18 protein-coding genes and 1 tRNA gene are annotated in these 17,833 nt (G+C 55.1%); 9 read left to right on the forward strand and 10 right to left on the reverse strand.

Going from position 1 to position 17,833, the window contains the following annotated elements:
• Position 1 precedes the first annotated feature (1 nt).
• The 6 genes from trpD to FGU71_RS12330 form a co-directional block, all read right to left on the reverse strand.
• The gene (gene trpD, locus FGU71_RS12305; protein WP_142788840.1) at positions 2 to 994 is read right to left on the reverse strand and encodes an anthranilate phosphoribosyltransferase; all 993 of its coding nucleotides are present in this window, start codon (positions 992 to 994) and stop codon (positions 2 to 4) included.
• Positions 991 to 1,602 carry an anthranilate synthase component II gene (locus FGU71_RS12310; protein ID WP_142788841.1) on the reverse strand — a complete coding sequence of 204 codons (612 nt, stop codon included), beginning with the start codon at positions 1,600 to 1,602 and terminating at the stop codon, positions 991 to 993. The genes trpD and FGU71_RS12310 overlap by 4 nt, the downstream gene beginning before the upstream one ends.
• The gene (gene pip / locus FGU71_RS12315; RefSeq protein WP_142788842.1) at positions 1,599 to 2,576 is read right to left on the reverse strand and encodes a prolyl aminopeptidase; all 978 of its coding nucleotides are present in this window, start codon (positions 2,574 to 2,576) and stop codon (positions 1,599 to 1,601) included. The genes FGU71_RS12310 and pip overlap by 4 nt, the downstream gene beginning before the upstream one ends.
• On the reverse strand, positions 2,577 to 3,407 hold the full coding sequence (locus FGU71_RS12320) for a phosphodiester glycosidase family protein (RefSeq protein WP_234035742.1): 831 nt from the start codon (positions 3,405 to 3,407) through the stop codon (positions 2,577 to 2,579). It lies immediately after the preceding gene.
• Positions 3,404 to 4,876, reverse strand: coding sequence for an anthranilate synthase component I (gene trpE, locus FGU71_RS12325; protein ID WP_142789133.1), 1,473 nt, complete (start codon positions 4,874 to 4,876; stop codon positions 3,404 to 3,406). Before trpE ends, FGU71_RS12320 begins: the two co-directional genes overlap by 4 nt.
• Before the next feature lie 79 nt (positions 4,877 to 4,955).
• Positions 4,956 to 6,890, reverse strand: a complete 1,935-nt coding sequence (locus tag FGU71_RS12330) for a SurA N-terminal domain-containing protein (protein ID WP_142788843.1) — start codon at positions 6,888 to 6,890, stop codon at positions 4,956 to 4,958.
• A gap of 236 nt (positions 6,891 to 7,126) precedes the next feature.
• On the opposite strand from FGU71_RS12330, the gene tpiA reads away from it, so the two are divergent.
• From tpiA to FGU71_RS12345, 3 genes are all read left to right on the forward strand, one after another.
• Entirely contained in the window at positions 7,127 to 7,900 is a 774-nt protein-coding gene (tpiA, locus tag FGU71_RS12335) for a triose-phosphate isomerase (protein WP_142788844.1), read from the forward strand.
• A 79-nt stretch (positions 7,901 to 7,979) separates the two neighbouring features.
• Positions 7,980 to 8,375, forward strand: coding sequence for a preprotein translocase subunit SecG (gene secG, locus FGU71_RS12340; protein WP_142788845.1), 396 nt, complete (start codon positions 7,980 to 7,982; stop codon positions 8,373 to 8,375).
• A gap of 104 nt (positions 8,376 to 8,479) precedes the next feature.
• Positions 8,480 to 10,117 carry a CTP synthase gene (locus FGU71_RS12345; protein ID WP_142788846.1) on the forward strand — a complete coding sequence of 546 codons (1,638 nt, stop codon included), beginning with the start codon at positions 8,480 to 8,482 and terminating at the stop codon, positions 10,115 to 10,117.
• A 420-nt stretch (positions 10,118 to 10,537) separates the two neighbouring features.
• Here FGU71_RS12345 and FGU71_RS12350 read toward each other — a convergent pair whose 3' ends face one another.
• The gene (locus FGU71_RS12350) at positions 10,538 to 11,017 is read right to left on the reverse strand and encodes an Hsp20 family protein (protein ID WP_142788847.1); all 480 of its coding nucleotides are present in this window, start codon (positions 11,015 to 11,017) and stop codon (positions 10,538 to 10,540) included.
• 162 nt (positions 11,018 to 11,179) lie between these two features.
• On the opposite strand from FGU71_RS12350, the gene grxC reads away from it, so the two are divergent.
• The 4 genes from grxC (at position 11,180) to FGU71_RS12370 (ending at position 12,878) form a co-directional block, all read left to right on the forward strand.
• Positions 11,180 to 11,443, forward strand: coding sequence for a glutaredoxin 3 (gene grxC / locus FGU71_RS12355; RefSeq protein ID WP_142788848.1), 264 nt, complete (start codon positions 11,180 to 11,182; stop codon positions 11,441 to 11,443).
• 8 nt (positions 11,444 to 11,451) lie between these two features.
• Positions 11,452 to 12,270: a carbon-nitrogen hydrolase family protein gene (locus FGU71_RS12360; protein WP_142788849.1), complete on the forward strand. Its 819-nt coding sequence runs from the start codon at positions 11,452 to 11,454 to the stop codon at positions 12,268 to 12,270.
• Between the two features lie 9 nt (positions 12,271 to 12,279).
• A complete protein-coding gene (locus FGU71_RS12365; RefSeq protein WP_142788850.1) occupies positions 12,280 to 12,768 on the forward strand; it encodes a DUF1178 family protein in 489 nt (162 codons plus the stop codon).
• Between the two features lie 33 nt (positions 12,769 to 12,801).
• A tRNA-Arg gene (locus FGU71_RS12370) sits at positions 12,802 to 12,878 on the forward strand.
• A gap of 3 nt (positions 12,879 to 12,881) precedes the next feature.
• On the opposite strand, the gene FGU71_RS12375 is transcribed toward FGU71_RS12370, so the two are convergent.
• The 3 genes from FGU71_RS12375 to FGU71_RS12385 are packed head-to-tail and all read right to left on the reverse strand — an operon-like array spanning position 12,882 to position 15,947.
• A complete protein-coding gene (locus FGU71_RS12375; RefSeq protein WP_234035743.1) occupies positions 12,882 to 14,114 on the reverse strand; it encodes an MFS transporter in 1,233 nt (410 codons plus the stop codon).
• Positions 14,111 to 15,025 (reverse strand): haloalkane dehalogenase, encoded by a 915-nt coding sequence (locus FGU71_RS12380; protein ID WP_142788851.1) that lies wholly within the window; start codon positions 15,023 to 15,025, stop codon positions 14,111 to 14,113. Before FGU71_RS12380 ends, FGU71_RS12375 begins: the two co-directional genes overlap by 4 nt.
• A 58-nt stretch (positions 15,026 to 15,083) precedes the next feature.
• Positions 15,084 to 15,947 carry a mechanosensitive ion channel family protein gene (locus tag FGU71_RS12385; RefSeq protein WP_142788852.1) on the reverse strand — a complete coding sequence of 288 codons (864 nt, stop codon included), beginning with the start codon at positions 15,945 to 15,947 and terminating at the stop codon, positions 15,084 to 15,086.
• A gap of 160 nt (positions 15,948 to 16,107) precedes the next feature.
• Between FGU71_RS12385 and FGU71_RS12390 the strand changes: the two genes are divergently transcribed.
• Positions 16,108 to 17,268, forward strand: a complete 1,161-nt coding sequence (locus FGU71_RS12390) for an acyl-CoA dehydrogenase family protein (RefSeq protein ID WP_142788853.1) — start codon at positions 16,108 to 16,110, stop codon at positions 17,266 to 17,268.
• A 127-nt stretch (positions 17,269 to 17,395) separates the two neighbouring features.
• The gene (locus FGU71_RS12395) at positions 17,396 to 17,695 is read left to right on the forward strand and encodes an FtsB family cell division protein (RefSeq protein ID WP_142788854.1); all 300 of its coding nucleotides are present in this window, start codon (positions 17,396 to 17,398) and stop codon (positions 17,693 to 17,695) included.
• Positions 17,696 to 17,833: the final 138 nt, after the last annotated feature.

Genomic DNA, 17,833 nt, shown 5'->3' on the forward strand with positions numbered 1-17,833 from the left:
TCTACTTGGCCAGCGCGATCCATTTTTCGAGTAGTTGTAAGGCCTTGCCGCTATCAAGAGCTTCGGCAGCGATGGCAACCCGCTCCGGCCAATCGTTTCCGCGCTGTGCCACAGCCAGGGCACCGGCCGCGTTAAGCAGCACCGCATCACGATACGGACCAGGTGTACCGGTCAACAAGGCTTTTAACGCTGCGGCATTGTGGACTGCGTCATCGCCCCGAATGGCTTCGATCGGGGCATGCGGCAGATTGGCATCCCCCGGCTCAATGCGGGCCATTTTAAATGCGTTGCCGGTAACCACAGCGACTTCGTTGCCGCCTGCCAGACTAAGCTCGTCGAGGCCTTCGTCTCCCGATACGATCAATGATCGCCCGGTGCCCAATTTTGCCATCGCCCCTGCATAAATCGGGACATAGGCAGGGCGCGCAATTCCGATCAGCTGGCTTTTGACGCGCGCCGGATTGGATAGGGGGCCCATCAAATTAAAGATTGTGCGCCTGCCAATTTTTTTGCGGATGGGTTGGATGCGGCCCATTGCAGGGTGATGGTTTTTTGCAAAGAGAAAGCAAATGCCAATTTCCGCCAAAGTCTTTTCCGCAGTTTCCCCGGCTGCATCCATATCCAGGCCGAGAGCTTCCAGAGTATCGGCCGCACCGGCTTTCGAAGAGGCGGCTCGGTTCCCGTGTTTCGCAACCGGAATACCGCAGGCTGCAACCACAAGGCTGACTGCGGTGGAAACATTCAAAGTATGATGACCGTCCCCGCCGGTGCCGCAAACATCGATGGCATCGGCAGGTGCGTCAATCGGGATCAACCGGGCACGCAGTGCACGCGCGGCTCCGGCGATCTCATTGGAAGTTTCGCCGCGCGCCGACAGGTCAATCAGAAACCGTTCGATTTCGTGTTCGTCAGGCACACCGTCCAATAGAGTGCCAAAGGCATCTTCTGCCTGGGTTTCAGTCAGCGGGCTAGAAACGTCAGGCAGCACTGTCATGCGGTAATTCCTTCAGGCAGTCTCGCATCCATGCCGCAAATTTTCAGGAAATTGGCAAGCAATGCGTGGCCATGTTCGGTCGCGATGCTTTCTGGATGGAACTGCACGCCGTGGATCGGCAAACTGGCATGGCGAAAGCCCATAACGCTTGGATCTGCTACGCCCGGAGTGTCAGCATAGGCATTGGCGATCAGGGTGTCGGGCACATTCACAACTTCGAGACTGTGATAACGCGTGGCGGTATAAGGCGAGGGCAGGCCGGCAAATACACCGCTACCATCATGCGTAACCGGTGAGGTCTTGCCATGCATCAATCCACCGCGCACAACTTTGCCGCCAAAGAATTGGCCGATGGATTGGTGGCCCAGGCACACTCCCAGCAAAGGCATTTCCGCATCCGCACAGGCTGCGACCAGATCAAGGCTGATACCGGCTTCATTGGGCGTACACGGCCCTGGTGAGATCAAGAAACCCTTTGCACCGGTTGCCAATGCTTCCGATGCGGAAATGGCATCATTACGCTCCACCTTCACCGGGGCGCCCAATTCCATCAGGTAATGGACAAGATTGAAGGTAAAGCTGTCGTAATTATCAATCACGCAGATCATGAAGATTTTCCCGCAAACTGGTCTGTGGCGCGCACAAGTCCATCGATAATGCCGGGTTCGCTTGCGCTGTGCCCCGCATCGTCGACAATCCAAAGTTCCGCTTCTGGCCACGCCTTCTTTAACTCCCAAGCCGAAGTGGGCGGAGTGCAAATATCATGGCGGCCCTGAACAATAATTCCTGAGATATCTTTGATCGAAGCAATATCACGCAGCAATTGCCCTTCCTCCAGAAAAAAGTCTTCGAGGAAAAAGCGCGCGCATATCCGCGCAAAAGGAACAGCTTTCGAAGGATCGGCAAATTCTTCAAGCAGACCCTCACTTGGCAAAAGCGTCGCAACGGTGCCTTCCCATAGCGACCATTCGCGCGCGGCGGACAGGCGCGTTTCTTCGTCATCGCTGATCAGACGCGAATGATAGGCCTTTACGAGATCACCGCGCTCATTTTCCGGGATGAGCCCGGTAAACCTGTCCCATTGTTCAGCCATGATTTCACTCGCGCCGTACGAATAGAGCCAGTTTTTTTCCTTCTGACGCGCCAGAAATACGCCGCGCAGGATCAATTCGGTTGTGCGCTCTGGATGCTTCTGCGCGTAAGCAAGCGCAAGCGTTGCCCCCCAGCTTCCTCCGAAAACCTGCCATGCATCATGCCCGCACATTTCACGAAGACGCTCAACATCGGCAACCACGCGCCACGTGTCATTGTGATCGATCGCAGCAATAGGCTGAGACTGGCCGCAGCCGCGCTGATCGAACAGCAACACATCGTACAGTGCCGGATCCCATTGCCTGCGATGGGATGGGGCCATCCCGCCGCCAGGACCGCCGTGCAAGAATACCGCCGGTTTGGCACCTGGCGTCCCGACGCGCTCATAATACAGCGAATGTCCTTCCCCGACGTCTAGCATGCCGGTCTCATACGGCTCTATCTCTGGATAGAGCGTACGTTCGTAGGAAAGAGTGTTTCCGTGCGGCATTTATTTATCCCTCACCACCAACAAAGGTCCGACGCGGCGGCTGTCCATTCGCCCGTTTGCCGGATCCCAAAGCGACGAGACATTTCCATCGAGGAACAATGCGTTAGGCGTTTTCAATTCATCGCGGAAGAACCGGCCGAATTTGCCAAAACTTATCGGCGCATTCGAAATCACGAAATGGGCTTTGCCATCCGCGTCGATGCCGACCCCGTTTCGCAAGGCACGCGAAGGGCCGTCATCCTGAAATTCTGGATGCAGTTTGCCGCCAATCACCAACATCGGTCCCGATTGGGTGCCAAACTGAGGTCGATCCCCGATCGTGCGGTAAAATGTTTCGGTATCCAAAACGCGCCATGTGCTACCGCTGCCGAAAAATACACCGTTCGGCTTCAGATGAAAATTGCCCGGTCCATCTGCCCGGTTGAGCTCTTTCAGGCGGTCCGAACCTTCAACATAATACCCGATCGGACGCAGATCATCGCCGTACATCCCGCCATTCACGACAAAAGCAATGTCGCCTTCGTTCTTGCCAGCGGCCCAGGCGCCGATCGTTCCGAAATTGCTGCCTGATGAAGGGGCAAGGGCAGTCGTGACACTATGCTCTGCCGGATCGGCGATACAGTGCGTAAGAGAAACGCCCTCAAAAACTTTGTCCGAGCAAGCCGATTGTTGTGCGGCAGCCTGCGTCGGCGCGGCTTCCGGGGTCGGTTCTGCAACGATTTCGGCAGGCTCGGAGCCGTCCAGCTGTGTACGCACAACGGGTTCGCCTGCGGGTTGCTCTGAACAGGCGCCGATCATCAGGGTCGCGGTTAGAAGAATTCTGATTTTCACTGTCCAAATCCCGGTTCGCTGGCGACCCGCACCGCTTCACGTGCTGCGGCGATCAATGCGCCTGCTTTTGCCCGGCATTCCGCCAGTTCATAATCAGGATCACTGTCAGCCACGATACCGGCACCGGCCTGAACATTCATCACGCCGTCTTTCACAACTGCTGTTCTGAGCACAATACAGCTGTCGACAGATCCGTCTGGTGCAAAATATCCAACACCGCCTGCATACGCGCCGCGTGTTTCCGGTTCCAATTCTGCAATGATCTCACATGCTCTGATCTTTGGCGCGCCGGAGACGGTGCCGGCCGGGAAACCTGCAAACAACGCATCCAGCGCATCGCATTCATCGGAAAGCGCGCCAATGACATTGCTGACGATATGCATGACATGGCTGTAGCGTTCTATGGTGAAGCTATCCGTGACTTCAACGCTGCCTTTGGCCGCGACACGGCCCACATCATTACGCCCCAAATCCAGCAGCATCAAATGCTCGGCCAGCTCTTTTGGATCGGCGAGCAAGCTGGCTTCGTTGCTGCGATCTTCCGCAGCGGTTTCTCCTCGAGGACGGGTGCCAGCAATGGGCCGAATGGTGACTTCGCCGTTTCTGACGCGCACCAGGATTTCAGGGCTGGATCCGACGATGGCGAAGCCAGGCAGATCAAGGAAATACAGGAAAGGAGACGGGTTGACGCGGCGCAATGACCGATAGAGTTCGAGCGGCGGCAATTCGAACGGACAAGTAAACCGCTGCGCCAGCACAACTTGAAAAACGTCGCCCGCCACGATGTATTCTTTCGCCCGCGCAACCATCGCCTTGTATTCGCTTTCAGCCATAACCGGTTCTAAAGCCGGGGTTGGCGTAGCCGCAGAGATCCGCGGCTCTGGCGGGCGAGGGCGCATTAGGGCGCGCAGCGTTTCATCGATCCGATCCCCTGCCTGCTCGACCGCTTTCGCAGGGTCGGCTGCGTTCCAGATCGGAGCAACGCAAAACAGAGCATCTGTCAGACTGTCAAACACAAGTATGATCGTTGGCCTGACAAACAGCATGTCCGGCAGTGCCAATTCACTTTGGGCAGCGCGCGGCAAAGTTTCGACCAATCCGATCGTTTCATACCCAAAATAACCAACCAAACAGGCAAGCGCCGGGGGAAGGGCATCCGGTACATCGATCCGGCACGAATTGGCTAACGAACGAAGTTCGGCCAATGCGTCGTTATCGCACGGCGTAAAGGTTTCTCGATCCGTTTGCCATTCTCTATTGATGGCTGCGCGGCCTTCGCTCGCTCGGAAAACCAAATCAGGGTCCAGCCCGAGCAAGCTATACCGTCCGCGAACCTCGCCGCCTTCAACCGACTCGAGGAGAAAATCTCCCCGACCCGGCTCGATAAGCCGCCGTGCGGCTCCTACGGGAGTGTCGCTATCGGCAACGATTTTGCGCCACACCAATGCGGGCTTACCCCCGGCAAGCATGCGAGCGGCGTCAATCGCGTTTTCCGGCGAAGCATAGGCATTATGGTCAGGTGTCACGCGGGCTAACGGCTTTGTCCGGTTAATTCGTTTCGCCAGACAATTGCCTGCGAACCGCATTGATAGCATCCTCGTTGCGCTCAACGCCCAGCTCGGCGATCATCGCTTTAGTCAACTGTGCCGAATATTCGTTGGATAGAGCCGGGCTCAATTGATCCCGGGTCTGCGCCAGGATCGGGCTGTCGTCAGGAATATCATCAGTCAGGATTTCGCGAAGATCGACAATGTACCAACCGATATTGTTAGGGGCTTCGTACAGTTTGGTTGACCCTGCAGCCATTGAAAACATCAGGACAAGAGGCGGCGGAGGATCTTGCTGTTGCTGTGAGAACAGCTGCCTGCGCTCAAGATCGATCCGTTCGATCGGAGGCAAACGTGTTTTCTCGGCTGAAACAGCCGCAGCAACATCGCTTTTTCCGCGAACTTTTTTAAGGATCCTGTCTGCGGTTGCCCGCGCTTTCTTGTTTCCTTCCGAAAGCCGCCAGGCGATCGTCGCCTGCTCTTTAACTTCGGCAAGCGGAGGGGCAGATGACAACGAGATTTCCTCGACATCGAAGACCACAAACTGCTGACCGGGTACAACCTCGGCCAATTGCGGCTCGCTCTCTTCCATCTGAAATGCTGTTTCTACCGTGCGACGAAGCGCCGGATTGATCGGCTCTGATTCGCCGAACACACGCCCATCGGCGAGAACTGGCGGCGTCGTTTTGATTTCGAACCCATATGTTTCGGCCACCTCTGGAAGCGAGCGGCCATCGGCGACTTCGTCCTCTATCCGGGCGCTCAGATCGCCAAGCGCCGCTGCCCGCTTTTGGACCTTCAATTCTTCGGAAATTGCAGGAGTTGCCTGCGCAAGTGACCGAGCCGGTGTGCGGTTGATCCCGTCTACGCGCGCAACATACCAACCCAAATTGCTTTGCGCAGGTTCGGCAATTGCGCCTTGTCCCGCGGCAAACACATTGTCGGCGACACTCGCGCTGAGTGTAGCGGCGACCTGTTCTTTGGTCTGCGCCTCCGCGCTTGAAACTCCAAAGCCGGCCTCACGCGCGGCTGCCTCCAATGAAACACCGCCGCGAATCCGGTTTACCAGCGCTGTCGCAGCATCTTTCGTGGGCACCAAAAACGACGAGACGTCACGCGTTTCGCTCGCTGCAAATCGATCAGCATTGCTATCGTAGAACGCTTTGATTTCCTGGGCAGTCGGCGTGATGTCGGCATCAATTGTATCCGCGCCGAACAAAGCATAGCGAATCGTCCGGCGTTCAGGGCGGATGAAACGCGAATTGTTTTCGCTGTAATATGTAGCCAGCTGCTCATCAGTAGGTTCGCCTTCGGGAGCGAACGCAAAGCTTGGGATAAATGCGATTTCCCCTTTGCGCCGCTCCAGTAAGAGCGATGCGTAATGTTTCGCAGCCTTTTGCGGCATTCGAGGCGAGGCCAATGCGGGAACCAGCAATTGTTGGGCAAGCAGGCCATCGGAAAGGTCGCGGCGCAGTATCTCGTCATTAAGTCCCTGAGCGCGCAGTGCACTTTCATAAACGGCTTGATCGAATTCACCCGTTGCGCCTCGAAACGCGCTGATCTTCAAGATTTCGCTGTTAATCAAATTATCACCGGCACGCAGGCCGTATTTTTCGGCATAGCCACCAATCGCATAGCGATCGATCAATTGGCGCATTACTTCGTCCAACCCGCCTTCTTCGATGAGCTGAGACATGCTCACCGTCGGGTTTTCCTGCTGGATATTGCGCAGTGCTGATTCTGCCGTGCTGACCAGTTCCGAACTGTTTATGCGCTCATCACCGACAACAGCCACCCGGTCTCCGCCAGATACCCCGCCAAACGTGCTGCCGGTTATATCAGCGGCCGCAAAAGCCAGAGCGACAAGGATAAGAAAACCGATAAAAATCGGCAAACCGATCTTGGATTGGAAAAAATTACGAAAAAAGGAAATCATGGGTTTGGTCGAATCCCGTCGGTTATTTCGTCACCTAAATGGCTGAACGCCAAGGTAACGTAAGGTAAGCGCCCCAATGGGCAATTCCCAACCGCTTTATCCCGCCTGCGACCTCGCGGCAACAGGTCTCGCTGTCTTTTGACTGTATCTCTTTACTCCGCTAGCGGACGCGGCCCCTGGACCCTACATCAGGGCGACAGATTCTCTATTTTGATCCCACATTGCAGGAAACTTGAATGCCGCAGCGGCCTTACATCGTCGGAAACTGGAAAATGCACGGGACCAGAGCCATGCTTTCCGAAGCGCGCGCGATTGATCGCGCGGCGCAGCGCCATATGAAAGTCGAAGTCGCGATCGCACCTCCGTACACCCTGATTCATCCGGTCCACCGCGAAGCAGAGCAGATTGCTGTTGGCGCACAGGATTGTCACCACGAAGAAGGCGGTGCGCATACCGGCGATATCTCCGCGGCAATGATTGCTGATGCCGGGGGGAAATTCGTTATCCTCGGCCATAGCGAGCGGCGTCAGAACCATTCTGAAACAAATGCACAAGTGAAAGCAAAGGCAGACGCGGCATTGGCCGCTGGCCTTCGTGTAATTTTGTGTTGCGGTGAAAGCGAAGAGACCCGCGATGCCGGACGTGCCGTTTCCTTTGTCAAGAAACAGCTTAAAGCGTCCTTGCCTGACTTTTCAGATGCACCAGAGAGCGTGGTTGAGAGACTGACGGTGGCATACGAGCCTGTTTGGGCCATCGGAACCGGTAAAACCGCGAATATCGAAGACATTGCCGAGATGCATGCTGAAATCCGTAAGCTGCTTGTTTCGGTTTATGGAGAGGAAAACGGCGCTGAAATCCGCATCCTCTATGGCGGCTCGGTCAAGCCTGAGAACGCTTCCGAAATTCTATCCACACCCGAGGTTGGCGGTGCGCTCGTTGGCGGTGCAAGCCTTACAGCTGACAGCTTTATGGGTATCGCTTTGGCGGCAGGCGAAAGCGAAGATGGCTGATCCGGCGGGTCTGCCACTTGCCGCATGGGTCGCCGCGCCCTAGATAGCACGCACATTTGCTGATCGAGATCGACTTACCATGTTTCTTTTCCTTACCGTAATCCAAGCAATCGTGGCCGCTGGCCTAGTTGGCGTCGTTTTGATGCAGCGCTCTGAAGGGGGCGGATTGGGCATTGGCGGCAACCCCAATGGTGCGCTTGGCGCGCGCGGTGCGGCAGATTTTCTCACGCGGGCGACGAAATGGCTCGCTGTGGCCTTTGTTGCCTTGTCCATCGCATTGGCCGCTGTTGCCGTAAGCGAAACAAGCAGCAATTCGATCACGACAACGCTTGATCGCGATGTTTCCGGTCCAACCACCGAAGATTTGCTTGGTGGATCAGGTGAAAGCGAAACAGCCGATCCGCTCGGCGCGGCAGGTGATACACCGCCTACGACAACTGACGCGCCAGCAGAAGGCGATCCACTTTCGCAATAAGTGCGTCTTATCAACATCATGACATTCAGGCTGTGGATGGCATCGCGATTAGAGACGTAATTCACTTGCCACGAATCCAATTGGACGATTAAGGCCCAACTCCCATGGCGCGGTACATTTTTATAACCGGCGGCGTGGTCTCCTCGCTCGGCAAAGGTCTCATGGCAGCGAGCCTCGCTGCCCTCCTTCAGGCGCGTGGCTACAAAGTCCGCATTCGGAAATTCGACCCCTATCTTAATGTCGATCCGGGCACGATGAGCCCGTATCAGCATGGCGAAGTTTATGTCACCGACGATGGAGCGGAGACAGATCTGGATCTTGGGCATTACGAACGCTTTACAGGCGTATCAGCGCGCCAAAGTGACAACATCACGTCCGGCCGCGTCTATCGGGATATCATCGCGAAAGAGCGTAGGGGTGATTATCTGGGCGCGACCGTTCAGGTAATCCCGCACGTAACCGATGCCATCAAAGCCTTTGCGCTGGATGATCAGGACGACCTCGATTTCATGCTCTGCGAAATCGGTGGAACAGTGGGCGATATTGAATCGCTTCCTTTTATGGAGGCCATCCGCCAGTTGCGAAATGAGCTGGAGCCGATGCAGACCCTGAGCGTGCACGTAACATTGGTGCCCTATATCGCGGCGGCAGGTGAGCTTAAAACCAAACCGACCCAGCATTCCGTGCGTGAACTCGCAAGCCTTGGAATTAAGCCGGATGTCTTGCTGTGCCGGGCCGAGCACCCGATTCCCGACAGTGAACGCCAGAAAATCGCGAATTTCTGTAATGTGCGGAAAGAGGCCGTAATCCCTGCACTTGATGCTCCGTCGATATATTCGGTACCGATGCAATATCATCAGGTTGGATTAGATGCAGAGGTCTTGCGCGGCTTTGGTATCACCGATGCCCCGGCCCCTGACCTTACATCATGGGATGATGTGACTGATCGATACTTCAACCCCGAAGGCGAAGTTACAATTGGGGTGGTGGGCAAGTATGTTGGTCTGCCTGATGCCTATAAGAGTTTGAACGAGGCGCTGGTCCATGGCGGGCTGGCAAATCGTGTGAAGGTCAACATCAAGTGGATTGATGCCGAAGTGTTCGAAGGCGAAGATGAAAGCGCGATAGTTGCCGCGCTCGAGCCGATGCACGGTATTCTGGTTCCCGGAGGTTTCGGCGAGCGGGGCAGCGAAGGAAAGATCGAAAGCGTCAAGTTCGCACGGACACGCCGCGTACCTTTCTTCGGCATCTGCCTGGGCATGCAGATGGCATGTGTGGAAAGCGCGCGCGAAGCCGGATTTGACGCAGCATCATCAACCGAATTCGGCGAAACAAGCGAACCTGTCGTGGGCATCATCACCGAGTGGATGAGCGAAGAGGGCATTCAGGAACGCGAAGAGGGCGGCGATTTGGGCGGGACGATGCGCTTGGGCGCGTATGAGGCCAAACTAAGCGCCAACAGCCATATTTCACAGATTTACGGCGGTGCTGAAACGATATCAGAACGCCATCGGCATCGTTATGAAGTGAACGCCCGCTATATTGATCCATTGGAGCGGCAAGGGCTGGTTTTCTCAGGCCTTTCGCCCGATGGGCTGCTGCCGGAAATTGTCGAACGGCCCGACCATCCCTGGTTCGTTGGTGTACAATTTCACCCTGAATTGAAATCGCGTCCGTTTGATCCGCATCCCCTTTTTGCAGGCTTCATCGCAGCCGCGCTTAAGCAATCTCGGCTGGTTTAGCCTCTATTGGGTTGCAAGGCATTGATTTAGAACGATCAGGCCTCAATGACGACAAAATAGAGAAAAATTCCGATTCCAGATTTTATGTCGCGTTTTTACAATTACATAAAATTAATATTGCGCGATAAGACTTCCGCAGCTTAGGGGCTTGTATCTCAACAAATTATCGCGGGCTAAAACGCCCTGAAACGCAAAGCATTTCCTCAGGCTGCAAAGAGTTTCAAATGTGATGAAGCAATGGGTTCAGCAAGCCAGAGCTTAGTCATATTTTACAAAGCTCGACACGAGGTTGACCGTCTTCTGCGACCCGGACGGTGAGCATCGTAACGAGGCGACTTAACGGTCGCAGGGGCGGATCTCACGATCCGCCCCTACTTATTCCCACAAAGTTGAATTATTTAAAAGATTGGCAAGCGATGCTTATGCAGCGTCGCTTTTCTTTTCGCTTGAGCCATCCGAGACCGCGGTCAGGACTGTCGCTCCATTCACCGCAATCTTTTTTGGCTTCATCGCTTCTGGTACTTCGCGAACCAGATCGATCAAAAGCAAGCCATCGGCCATATCGGCTTTTTCGACGTGAACATGATCTGCCAATTCAAAGCGGCGTTCAAAACCGCGATTGGCGATGCCGACATGCAGCATCTCGGCCCTATCGTCTTCGTCGTCGCGCTTCTTGCCATGAACCGTCAGGAGGTTTTGCTGCGCAGTGATATCGATATCCTGCGGGCGAAAACCGGCAACAGCCAAAGTGATGCGATAATTGTCTTCGCCGCGGCGCGCGATATTAAAGGGCGGATAGTTATCGCCCGAGTTGTTGCGCGCCTGGCTTTCCAGAAGGTCGAACAGGTGATCGAATCCAACTGTGCTGCGGCGGTATGGTGTAAAATCAAGACGTGACATAATTTGCAAATCCTCTTTTGAGCAATTTGGTTACAAATGCAGGCCTGCCTCATGCAGCGCCTGCTGTATTGCCGCAGTTTGCGTTTCCCAAGACTGGCGAAACACCGCGACACGCACTATTTGGGTGACAAAGAAACACGTTTCAAGAGGGCTGCCACACTCATGACTGCACCAAAAATTGATATTTACACGAAATTCTCGTGCCCGTTCTGCGTGCGCGCAAAACGGCTGCTCTCTTCCAAGGGGGCTGAGTTTAACGAGTTCGATATTTCAATGGGCGGGCCCAAGCGCGATGAAATGCTTGCTCGTGCGCCTGATGCGCGAACAGTCCCGCAGATTTTTATCGGCGACACCTATGTTGGCGGGTCGGATGAACTTGCGGCAATGGACCGGGCGGGCAAGCTAGATTCTTTGCTCGCGGGTTGATTGCATTGATGACGAAAATTGCGGTTCTTCAGATGAATTCCGGGGTGGATCCGGAGGCGAATTTTTCGTCGATTGAATCCGCCGCGAAAGAGGCGTCGTCCGCCGGTTCCGAAATCCTATTTACACCGGAAATGTCGCTGCTTCTGGATCGTGACAGAACCCGCGCAGCTGCGTGGATAAACTCAAACGAACCCTCGCGAATGGTCAAACGGCTCGCTCAATTGTCCGCTGAAACGGGTATCGATCTGGCGATCGGTTCCATTCCCTTTCCCACGGAGCAAGGCCGATGGGCGAACCGTTCATTCTATTTCGGTGGCGCAGGCGCACAGCGTGCCTATTACGACAAGATGCACATGTTTGATGTTCAACTGTCAACCGGTGAGAATTGGCGCGAGAGCAATGCCTATCAGGCCGGCGAGCAAGTGGTAACATTGGACGAAACGCCAATAGGCAGGCTTGGTCTCACAATATGTTATGACCTGCGGTTTCCCGCTCTGTTCGAAGAACTGGGGCAGCGGCGCTGTGATGCGATTGCAGTCCCTGCTGCCTTCACGAAACCGACAGGTGCTGCCCATTGGCACATAATGCTGCGCGCGCGCGCTATCGAAGCGAGCGCATTTGTGATCGCGGCCGCTCAATCAGGCAAACACGAAGATGGCCGCGAAACCTATGGTCATAGCCTGGTGGTTGATCCCTGGGGCGACGTGCTGCTTGATATGAAGGGCGAGGGGGCATGCCTTGGATTTTGTGATATCAACCCGAGCCGGATCGATGAAGTCCGCTCTCAGGTTCCCAGTCTTGCCAATAAACGCCGAATACCCAATTAGGCAGGTATCATGATAGTGTATGATCTCCACTGCGCGAACGGACATGGGTTCGAAGGCTGGTTTGGTTCTTCATCTGATTTTGAAGACCAGAAAGGGCGCGGATTGGTAACATGCCCCGATTGCGGATCCGATCAGGTCGGCAAGGCCCCTATGGCTCCTGCTGTTGGTGCCAAAGGGAACACGCGCAGCGATATGGCTGCGGCGGTTCCATCTGGACCGGCAACTGCATCTGCCAATCCGGTTTCAAATATACCAATGCCTGCCGAAGTGCAGAAAGCGATGCAGGCCCTCGCAAAAGCACAGGAGCAGGCGCTCAAGAAGAGCACTTGGGTCGGCGATAAATTCGCCGATCAATCGCGCGAGATGCATTATGGTGAGCGTGACGAAGCGCCAATCCACGGCCAAGCGACGCTTGAAGAAGCCAAATCGCTTGTCGAGGAAGGTGTGCCGATTGCGCCGCTGCCATTTCCAGTAGCGCCCCCTGACAAACTCAATTGATTAGCAACACCGCGGTGCTAATGGGTGGGGCGTGTCCCCGTAGCTCAGGTGGATAGAGCGTTGGATTCCTAATCCAAAGGCCACAGGTTCAAATCCTGTCGGGGACACCACCCTCAACCGGCGCTTTCAACCTGACGAACGCCGCTGCCGTAAAGATGCAGTGCAAGGGCACAAAGCGCCGTAAGCGTCGCACAGGATGCCAGAACTGCGATCGCCGTTCCCGTCCAGCCAAACTGGTCGTATATTGTTGTCCCGAAAACCGATCCAGCGCCGCCTCCGATAAACATGATCACGATGTAAATCGTCGTGAGGCGGGTGCGAAGGCCTGTGGCTTGCGAAAGGAACGTCATTCTGCTGCCGACATCAATCGCCGGACCGACCGTTGATGTGATCAAGATGGGAATCATAAGCAGCCAAATGCTTCCGCCAAATGGCAGCAAGAGAGCAGTCCCTGCCATCTGGATCAGAGCCAGATATAGGCGCGCGCGACGGGGTCCGATGCGATCGGCCCATTGCCCCAGCCTTGGCGTGGTGAGCACGCTCAGGGCTGCAAACGCGGCCAAATATCCGACTACATCAGTGCCATAGCCCATTTCCGGCGATGTAAGGTGCAACGCCAGAGCAAGCCACAGCGCAATAAATTGGCCAAACCCGATGGCTTGAATTGCGCCGGAAATAATGATTTCCGGATGGCTGCGTAAAAGCGGAAAAACAGACAGAACGAGCGCAATGTAGCGTTGCTGCTCTTTCTTGGGTGCTTCGACTTCCATTCGGGGCATGATCCGGGGGAGGGCCACTGCCATCAAAACCATGGCTGTTGTCGCGATCCAGTAAACGGTCCGCCACCCAAAATATTCAGACACAACGCCTGCTCCGACGCGGGCGACAAGAATACCGAACAGCACCCCTGCAGTAAGGGTGGCTGTCACATGACCAAGACGCTCAGGCGGCACCCGTTTCGATGCGTAAGCGGGCAGAAGATAGGGCGCAATCGTGAAAAATCCGAGCAGCGTTGATCCCGCTGTGAACAACGAAAAATCAGGCGCGATGGTCATCAGGATCAAACCTGCGCACTGTCCAGCCGTGAACAGGATAGTGAGCCGCCGGTTGGAAAATCGGTCTCCGAGTGGCAGCAGGAGCAATATGCCGATTGCCAGAGCAAGTTGGTTTAGCGCCGGAACGATCCCGATCTGTGCATCGCTCACACCAAAGCCAGCCGCTACATCTCCGATTATGGGGTGAATGTAATACGCATTGGCCGTGACAACCGCGACGGTCACCGCAAGTGCATATTCCTGCGACCGGCTAAGATAAGCCGGCGCTTGCGTGGCAGACGTGTCGTTCAAGCAAGAAATCCGGCTTTTTTGGCCGTATCAATTACGCCTTGAGCAAGTTCAACCGGGCGATCTTCTTGGCAAAAGTGTCCGCAATTGGAAAGCATCGCGTGGGGCATATCCTTTGCGCCCTTGACCCTCTCGATCAACGGCTTGGCTAACCCTCCTGTGACCGGATCATCTTCGCCGAACAGTGTCAGGAAAGGGCGGTCAAATTCTGCCAGACCGCGCCAGGCCGCAATGTTTTGCGCAATCCCGTCCATCCCGTCTTCAACGGGAACAAGCGCAGGAAAGGCCCGCGCGCCGGCTTTGCTTGGTTCATCAGGGAAGGGCGCATCGTATGCGGCGATTTCTTCGGCTGTCCGCTCCGTCGCGGTTGCCCGTTGCAGCAAATCTCCGATCTTGAATTCAGGCGAGCTTTTGGCAAATTCGCGCCATGCAAGAAATGCGGGTGAAGGGGTTCCGCCAGTTGGCAGAAACGTATTGCTCGCCACCACACAGGCGAACCTTTCGGGTTCCTCACCAACCATACGCAGGCCGAGCAACCCGCCCCAATCCTGACAAAAGAGAGCGGCGGGTTCCGGAACCGTCGCCTCTCGCCACTGCTTTAACCAGCTTATGTGGCGGTCATAGGTGTAGAAACCGATATCGTCTGGCTTATCACTTTTCCCAAACCCGATCAGATCAGGCGCAAGACAGCGAAATCCCGCGTTGAGCAGAACCGGGATCATCTTGCGGTAAAGAAAGCTCCAGCTTGGCTCGCCGTGAAACAACAAGACAGGCGGAGCATCCCTTGGCCCTTCGTCGATATAATGCATCCGGCCAGTAAACCCGTCGCCCAAATCGATCTGCGCCCAGTGATCATCGAACCCATAGTCCGGCAGATCCGAAAAATTGGCGGGGTCAGATACGAGAATTCTCACGGGCAGTGCCTCCTGTTTTCAAAAATTCAGTAGCACGAAAAAACTGGTCCGATAGCTTTTAGACAGTTTCGCCCGGTGCCTCGCCCATCGGCACGCGTTCCTTGAACGTATGTGTGATATACGGGAATGGAATTTCGATACCTGCATCGTCAAGGCTGCGTTTGATTGCGCGCACAACCTTATCCTTCGATTCCCATCCTGCGCGTGGGGCCGATCCAGACCACCAACGGACCAGGAAATCGACCGAGGACGAATTGAATTCCTGTGCGAACACATCGACGCCTTTTTCTGTGTCGACTTCCTCCACAGCAGAGACCGCTTTGCGGATGACTTCGGCAGCATCGTCCAGATCCGTGTCGTATGACACGCCGATCACGACATCGTGGCGGCGCTGATCTTTATCGGTGAGAATTTCGACCGGGTTTTTGAAAAGCACGGAATTGGGAACAACTGTCACTTCGCCGGAGAGTTTGCGGATATGCGTTTCTCTCAGCGTAATGTGCTCCACTTTGCCGGTGATACCCTCGCATTCGATGATATCGCCAATGCGCATTTTTTCACGCACCATGATCAGCACACCCGCCAGGAAGTTTTCAAAAATATCCTGAAACGCAAAGCCAATCGCAACCGCGCCGATGCCAAAGCCAGCAATCAGGCTTGAAGGGGTCAAATCGGGAAAGATCACGATGGCCGCGATCATGATACCCAGCAGCCACGTGGCCAGTTTGACCAGCGTCTCAATCAGATTGCGCAGGCTTGGACGAAGATCGGTCTTGCCGATCAACCCATCGGCGATCCGCACAGTGAATTTCGCGGCGATCGCAGTTGCGATGATGATGATCAGGGCGATCGCAATACCGGGCAAGGCGCGGACAAATTCGATGCTCATGGAATTGAGCTGGTCAATAAGTGTATTCAGCATAATGGGTTCGTGTTCACTCCTGTTTGCTTCTCAACGAAGATAGCACGGTGATTGTTCCGGCAATGCGTTACGCTCAGGTTCGCTCTTAGGCACGGCATTGGCTGGACACAGCACGTCAGGCGAGGCAATTCGATCTCAAACACAAATCAGGAATTTTGAAATGCCGACCGAGACTGACCAGCTTGCAGAAATCCGCCGCGCTGTCCGCGCCCTGTGTGATGACTTTCCCGGAGAATACTGGCGGGCCAAAGACAGCGCACGGGACTATCCGGGCGAATTTGTCGATGCGCTTACCAAGGCCGGCTTTCTTGCTGCGTTGATCCCGGCAGAATATGGCGGCAGCGGCCTCAGCCTCGATGAAGCTGCTGTGATTATGGAGGAAATTCAGGCGTCAGGCTGCAATGGCGGCGCCGCTCACGCGCAGATGTACATCATGAACACTTTGCTGCGCTACGGTTCGGATACGCAAAAGTCAGAATACCTTCCGAAAATCGCCAGCGGTGATCTGCGCCTGCAAGCGTTTGGTGTCTCTGAACCGACGAGCGGTACCGACACACTAAGCCTGAAGACACGGGCCGTGCGCGATGGCGATGAGTATGTGATCTCTGGCCAAAAGATCTGGACGAGCCGTGCAGAACATTCGGACCTTATGCTGCTTTTGGCGCGCACTACCCCGCGTGATCAGATTGAGAAGAAAACCGATGGGCTTTCGATGTTTCTTGTCGATATGCAGAAAGCCGCTGGCAATGGGATGGAAATAAAACCGATCCGCACGATGATGAACCATTCATCGTGCGAGGTGTTTTTTGATGACCTTCGCATTCCGGCGTCCGCACTCGTCGGGGAAGAGGGAAAGGGCTTTCGCTATATTCTTTCAGGGATGAACGCAGAGCGTATTTTGATCGCCGCCGAATGTATCGGCGATGCAAAATGGTTTATCGATCAGGCGACCCGATATGCCAGCGACCGCAATGTCTTCGCGCGGCCGATCGGGCAGAATCAGGGCGTGCAATTTCCTATCGCGCGATGCTACGCTCAGATGCGCGCCGCAGAATTGATGGTTCACCACGCAGCCAAAGTTTTTGACGAAGGCGGCAATCCGGGGGAAGAGGCCAATATGGCGAAATTGCTTGCGTCAGAAGCCAGCTGGGCGGCGGCGGATATGTGCGTCCAGACCTTTGGCGGGTTTGGTTTTGCCGAAGAATACGATGTCGAGCGTAAATTCCGCGAGGCGCGGCTTTATACTGTCGCGCCGATATCTACCAATTTGATCCTGTCCTATCTGGCCGAACACGTCCTCGGATTGCCTCGTTCATATTGAATGCGGTTCGGATTTTTCCGTCACCATTCCACAACGCAAAGCGGAAATTTTTGCACTCGTCGTATCTTTCGACTTGATGCGAGGGGTTAACTATGATTCTGTGGAAAACGGATCGAGGGACTTTTTAATGCGTAAACCGGCAAGAGAACAAATGCGGCAGGGCATCGCGCTTGTCGTGTTGCTTGGCCTGACGGGAATGGCCATTGCCGGTCCCACCGGTTTGCTAGCATGGAACGAAAATGCTCAGGCGCTTGATCAGCGCAAAGCCCAAATCGCTATGCTGACGGCCAAACGCGATGCCTTGAAAAACCGGGTTGAGCTGCTCGACCCCAATGCTGCCGATGCTGATCTCGCTAGTGAGCTGGTACGGAAGAATCTTGGTGTGCTTCACGCCGATGAAATCGTGATCACGATCGAAGACGAATAAATCGCGCATACGAATTCGCACGCTGATAAGCTGAATTCCATCACAATTTTGCATATTCGGGGGCCTGAAAGCGCTCTCTTTACGTTGCGTCCAGCGCTCTTTCCTGACTATAGGATGCGTGGACAAGACGCATTCTTC

Source organism: Erythrobacter insulae (assembly GCF_007004095.1).
Lineage (GTDB): Bacteria > Pseudomonadota > Alphaproteobacteria > Sphingomonadales > Sphingomonadaceae > Erythrobacter > Erythrobacter insulae.

What these genes read in the sequence shown, in the direction of transcription:
- trpD (WP_142788840.1), bottom strand. Translation starts at nt 994, where the DNA reads ATGACAGTGCTGCCTGACGTTTCTAGCCCGCTGACTGAAACCCAGGCA.
- FGU71_RS12310 (WP_142788841.1), bottom strand. Translation starts at nt 1,602, where the DNA reads ATGATCTGCGTGATTGATAATTACGACAGCTTTACCTTCAATCTTGTC.
- pip (WP_142788842.1), bottom strand. Translation starts at nt 2,576, where the DNA reads ATGCCGCACGGAAACACTCTTTCCTACGAACGTACGCTCTATCCAGAG.
- trpE (WP_142789133.1), bottom strand. Translation starts at nt 4,876, where the DNA reads ATGCTTGCCGGGGGTAAGCCCGCATTGGTGTGGCGCAAAATCGTTGCC.
- FGU71_RS12330 (WP_142788843.1), bottom strand. Translation starts at nt 6,890, where the DNA reads ATGATTTCCTTTTTTCGTAATTTTTTCCAATCCAAGATCGGTTTGCCG.
- tpiA (WP_142788844.1), top strand. Translation starts at nt 7,127, where the DNA reads ATGCCGCAGCGGCCTTACATCGTCGGAAACTGGAAAATGCACGGGACC.
- secG (WP_142788845.1), top strand. Translation starts at nt 7,980, where the DNA reads ATGTTTCTTTTCCTTACCGTAATCCAAGCAATCGTGGCCGCTGGCCTA.
- FGU71_RS12345 (WP_142788846.1), top strand. Translation starts at nt 8,480, where the DNA reads ATGGCGCGGTACATTTTTATAACCGGCGGCGTGGTCTCCTCGCTCGGC.
- FGU71_RS12350 (WP_142788847.1), bottom strand. Translation starts at nt 11,017, where the DNA reads ATGTCACGTCTTGATTTTACACCATACCGCCGCAGCACAGTTGGATTC.
- grxC (WP_142788848.1), top strand. Translation starts at nt 11,180, where the DNA reads ATGACTGCACCAAAAATTGATATTTACACGAAATTCTCGTGCCCGTTC.
- FGU71_RS12360 (WP_142788849.1), top strand. Translation starts at nt 11,452, where the DNA reads ATGACGAAAATTGCGGTTCTTCAGATGAATTCCGGGGTGGATCCGGAG.
- FGU71_RS12365 (WP_142788850.1), top strand. Translation starts at nt 12,280, where the DNA reads ATGATAGTGTATGATCTCCACTGCGCGAACGGACATGGGTTCGAAGGC.
- FGU71_RS12385 (WP_142788852.1), bottom strand. Translation starts at nt 15,947, where the DNA reads ATGCTGAATACACTTATTGACCAGCTCAATTCCATGAGCATCGAATTT.
- FGU71_RS12390 (WP_142788853.1), top strand. Translation starts at nt 16,108, where the DNA reads ATGCCGACCGAGACTGACCAGCTTGCAGAAATCCGCCGCGCTGTCCGC.
- FGU71_RS12395 (WP_142788854.1), top strand. Translation starts at nt 17,396, where the DNA reads ATGCGTAAACCGGCAAGAGAACAAATGCGGCAGGGCATCGCGCTTGTC.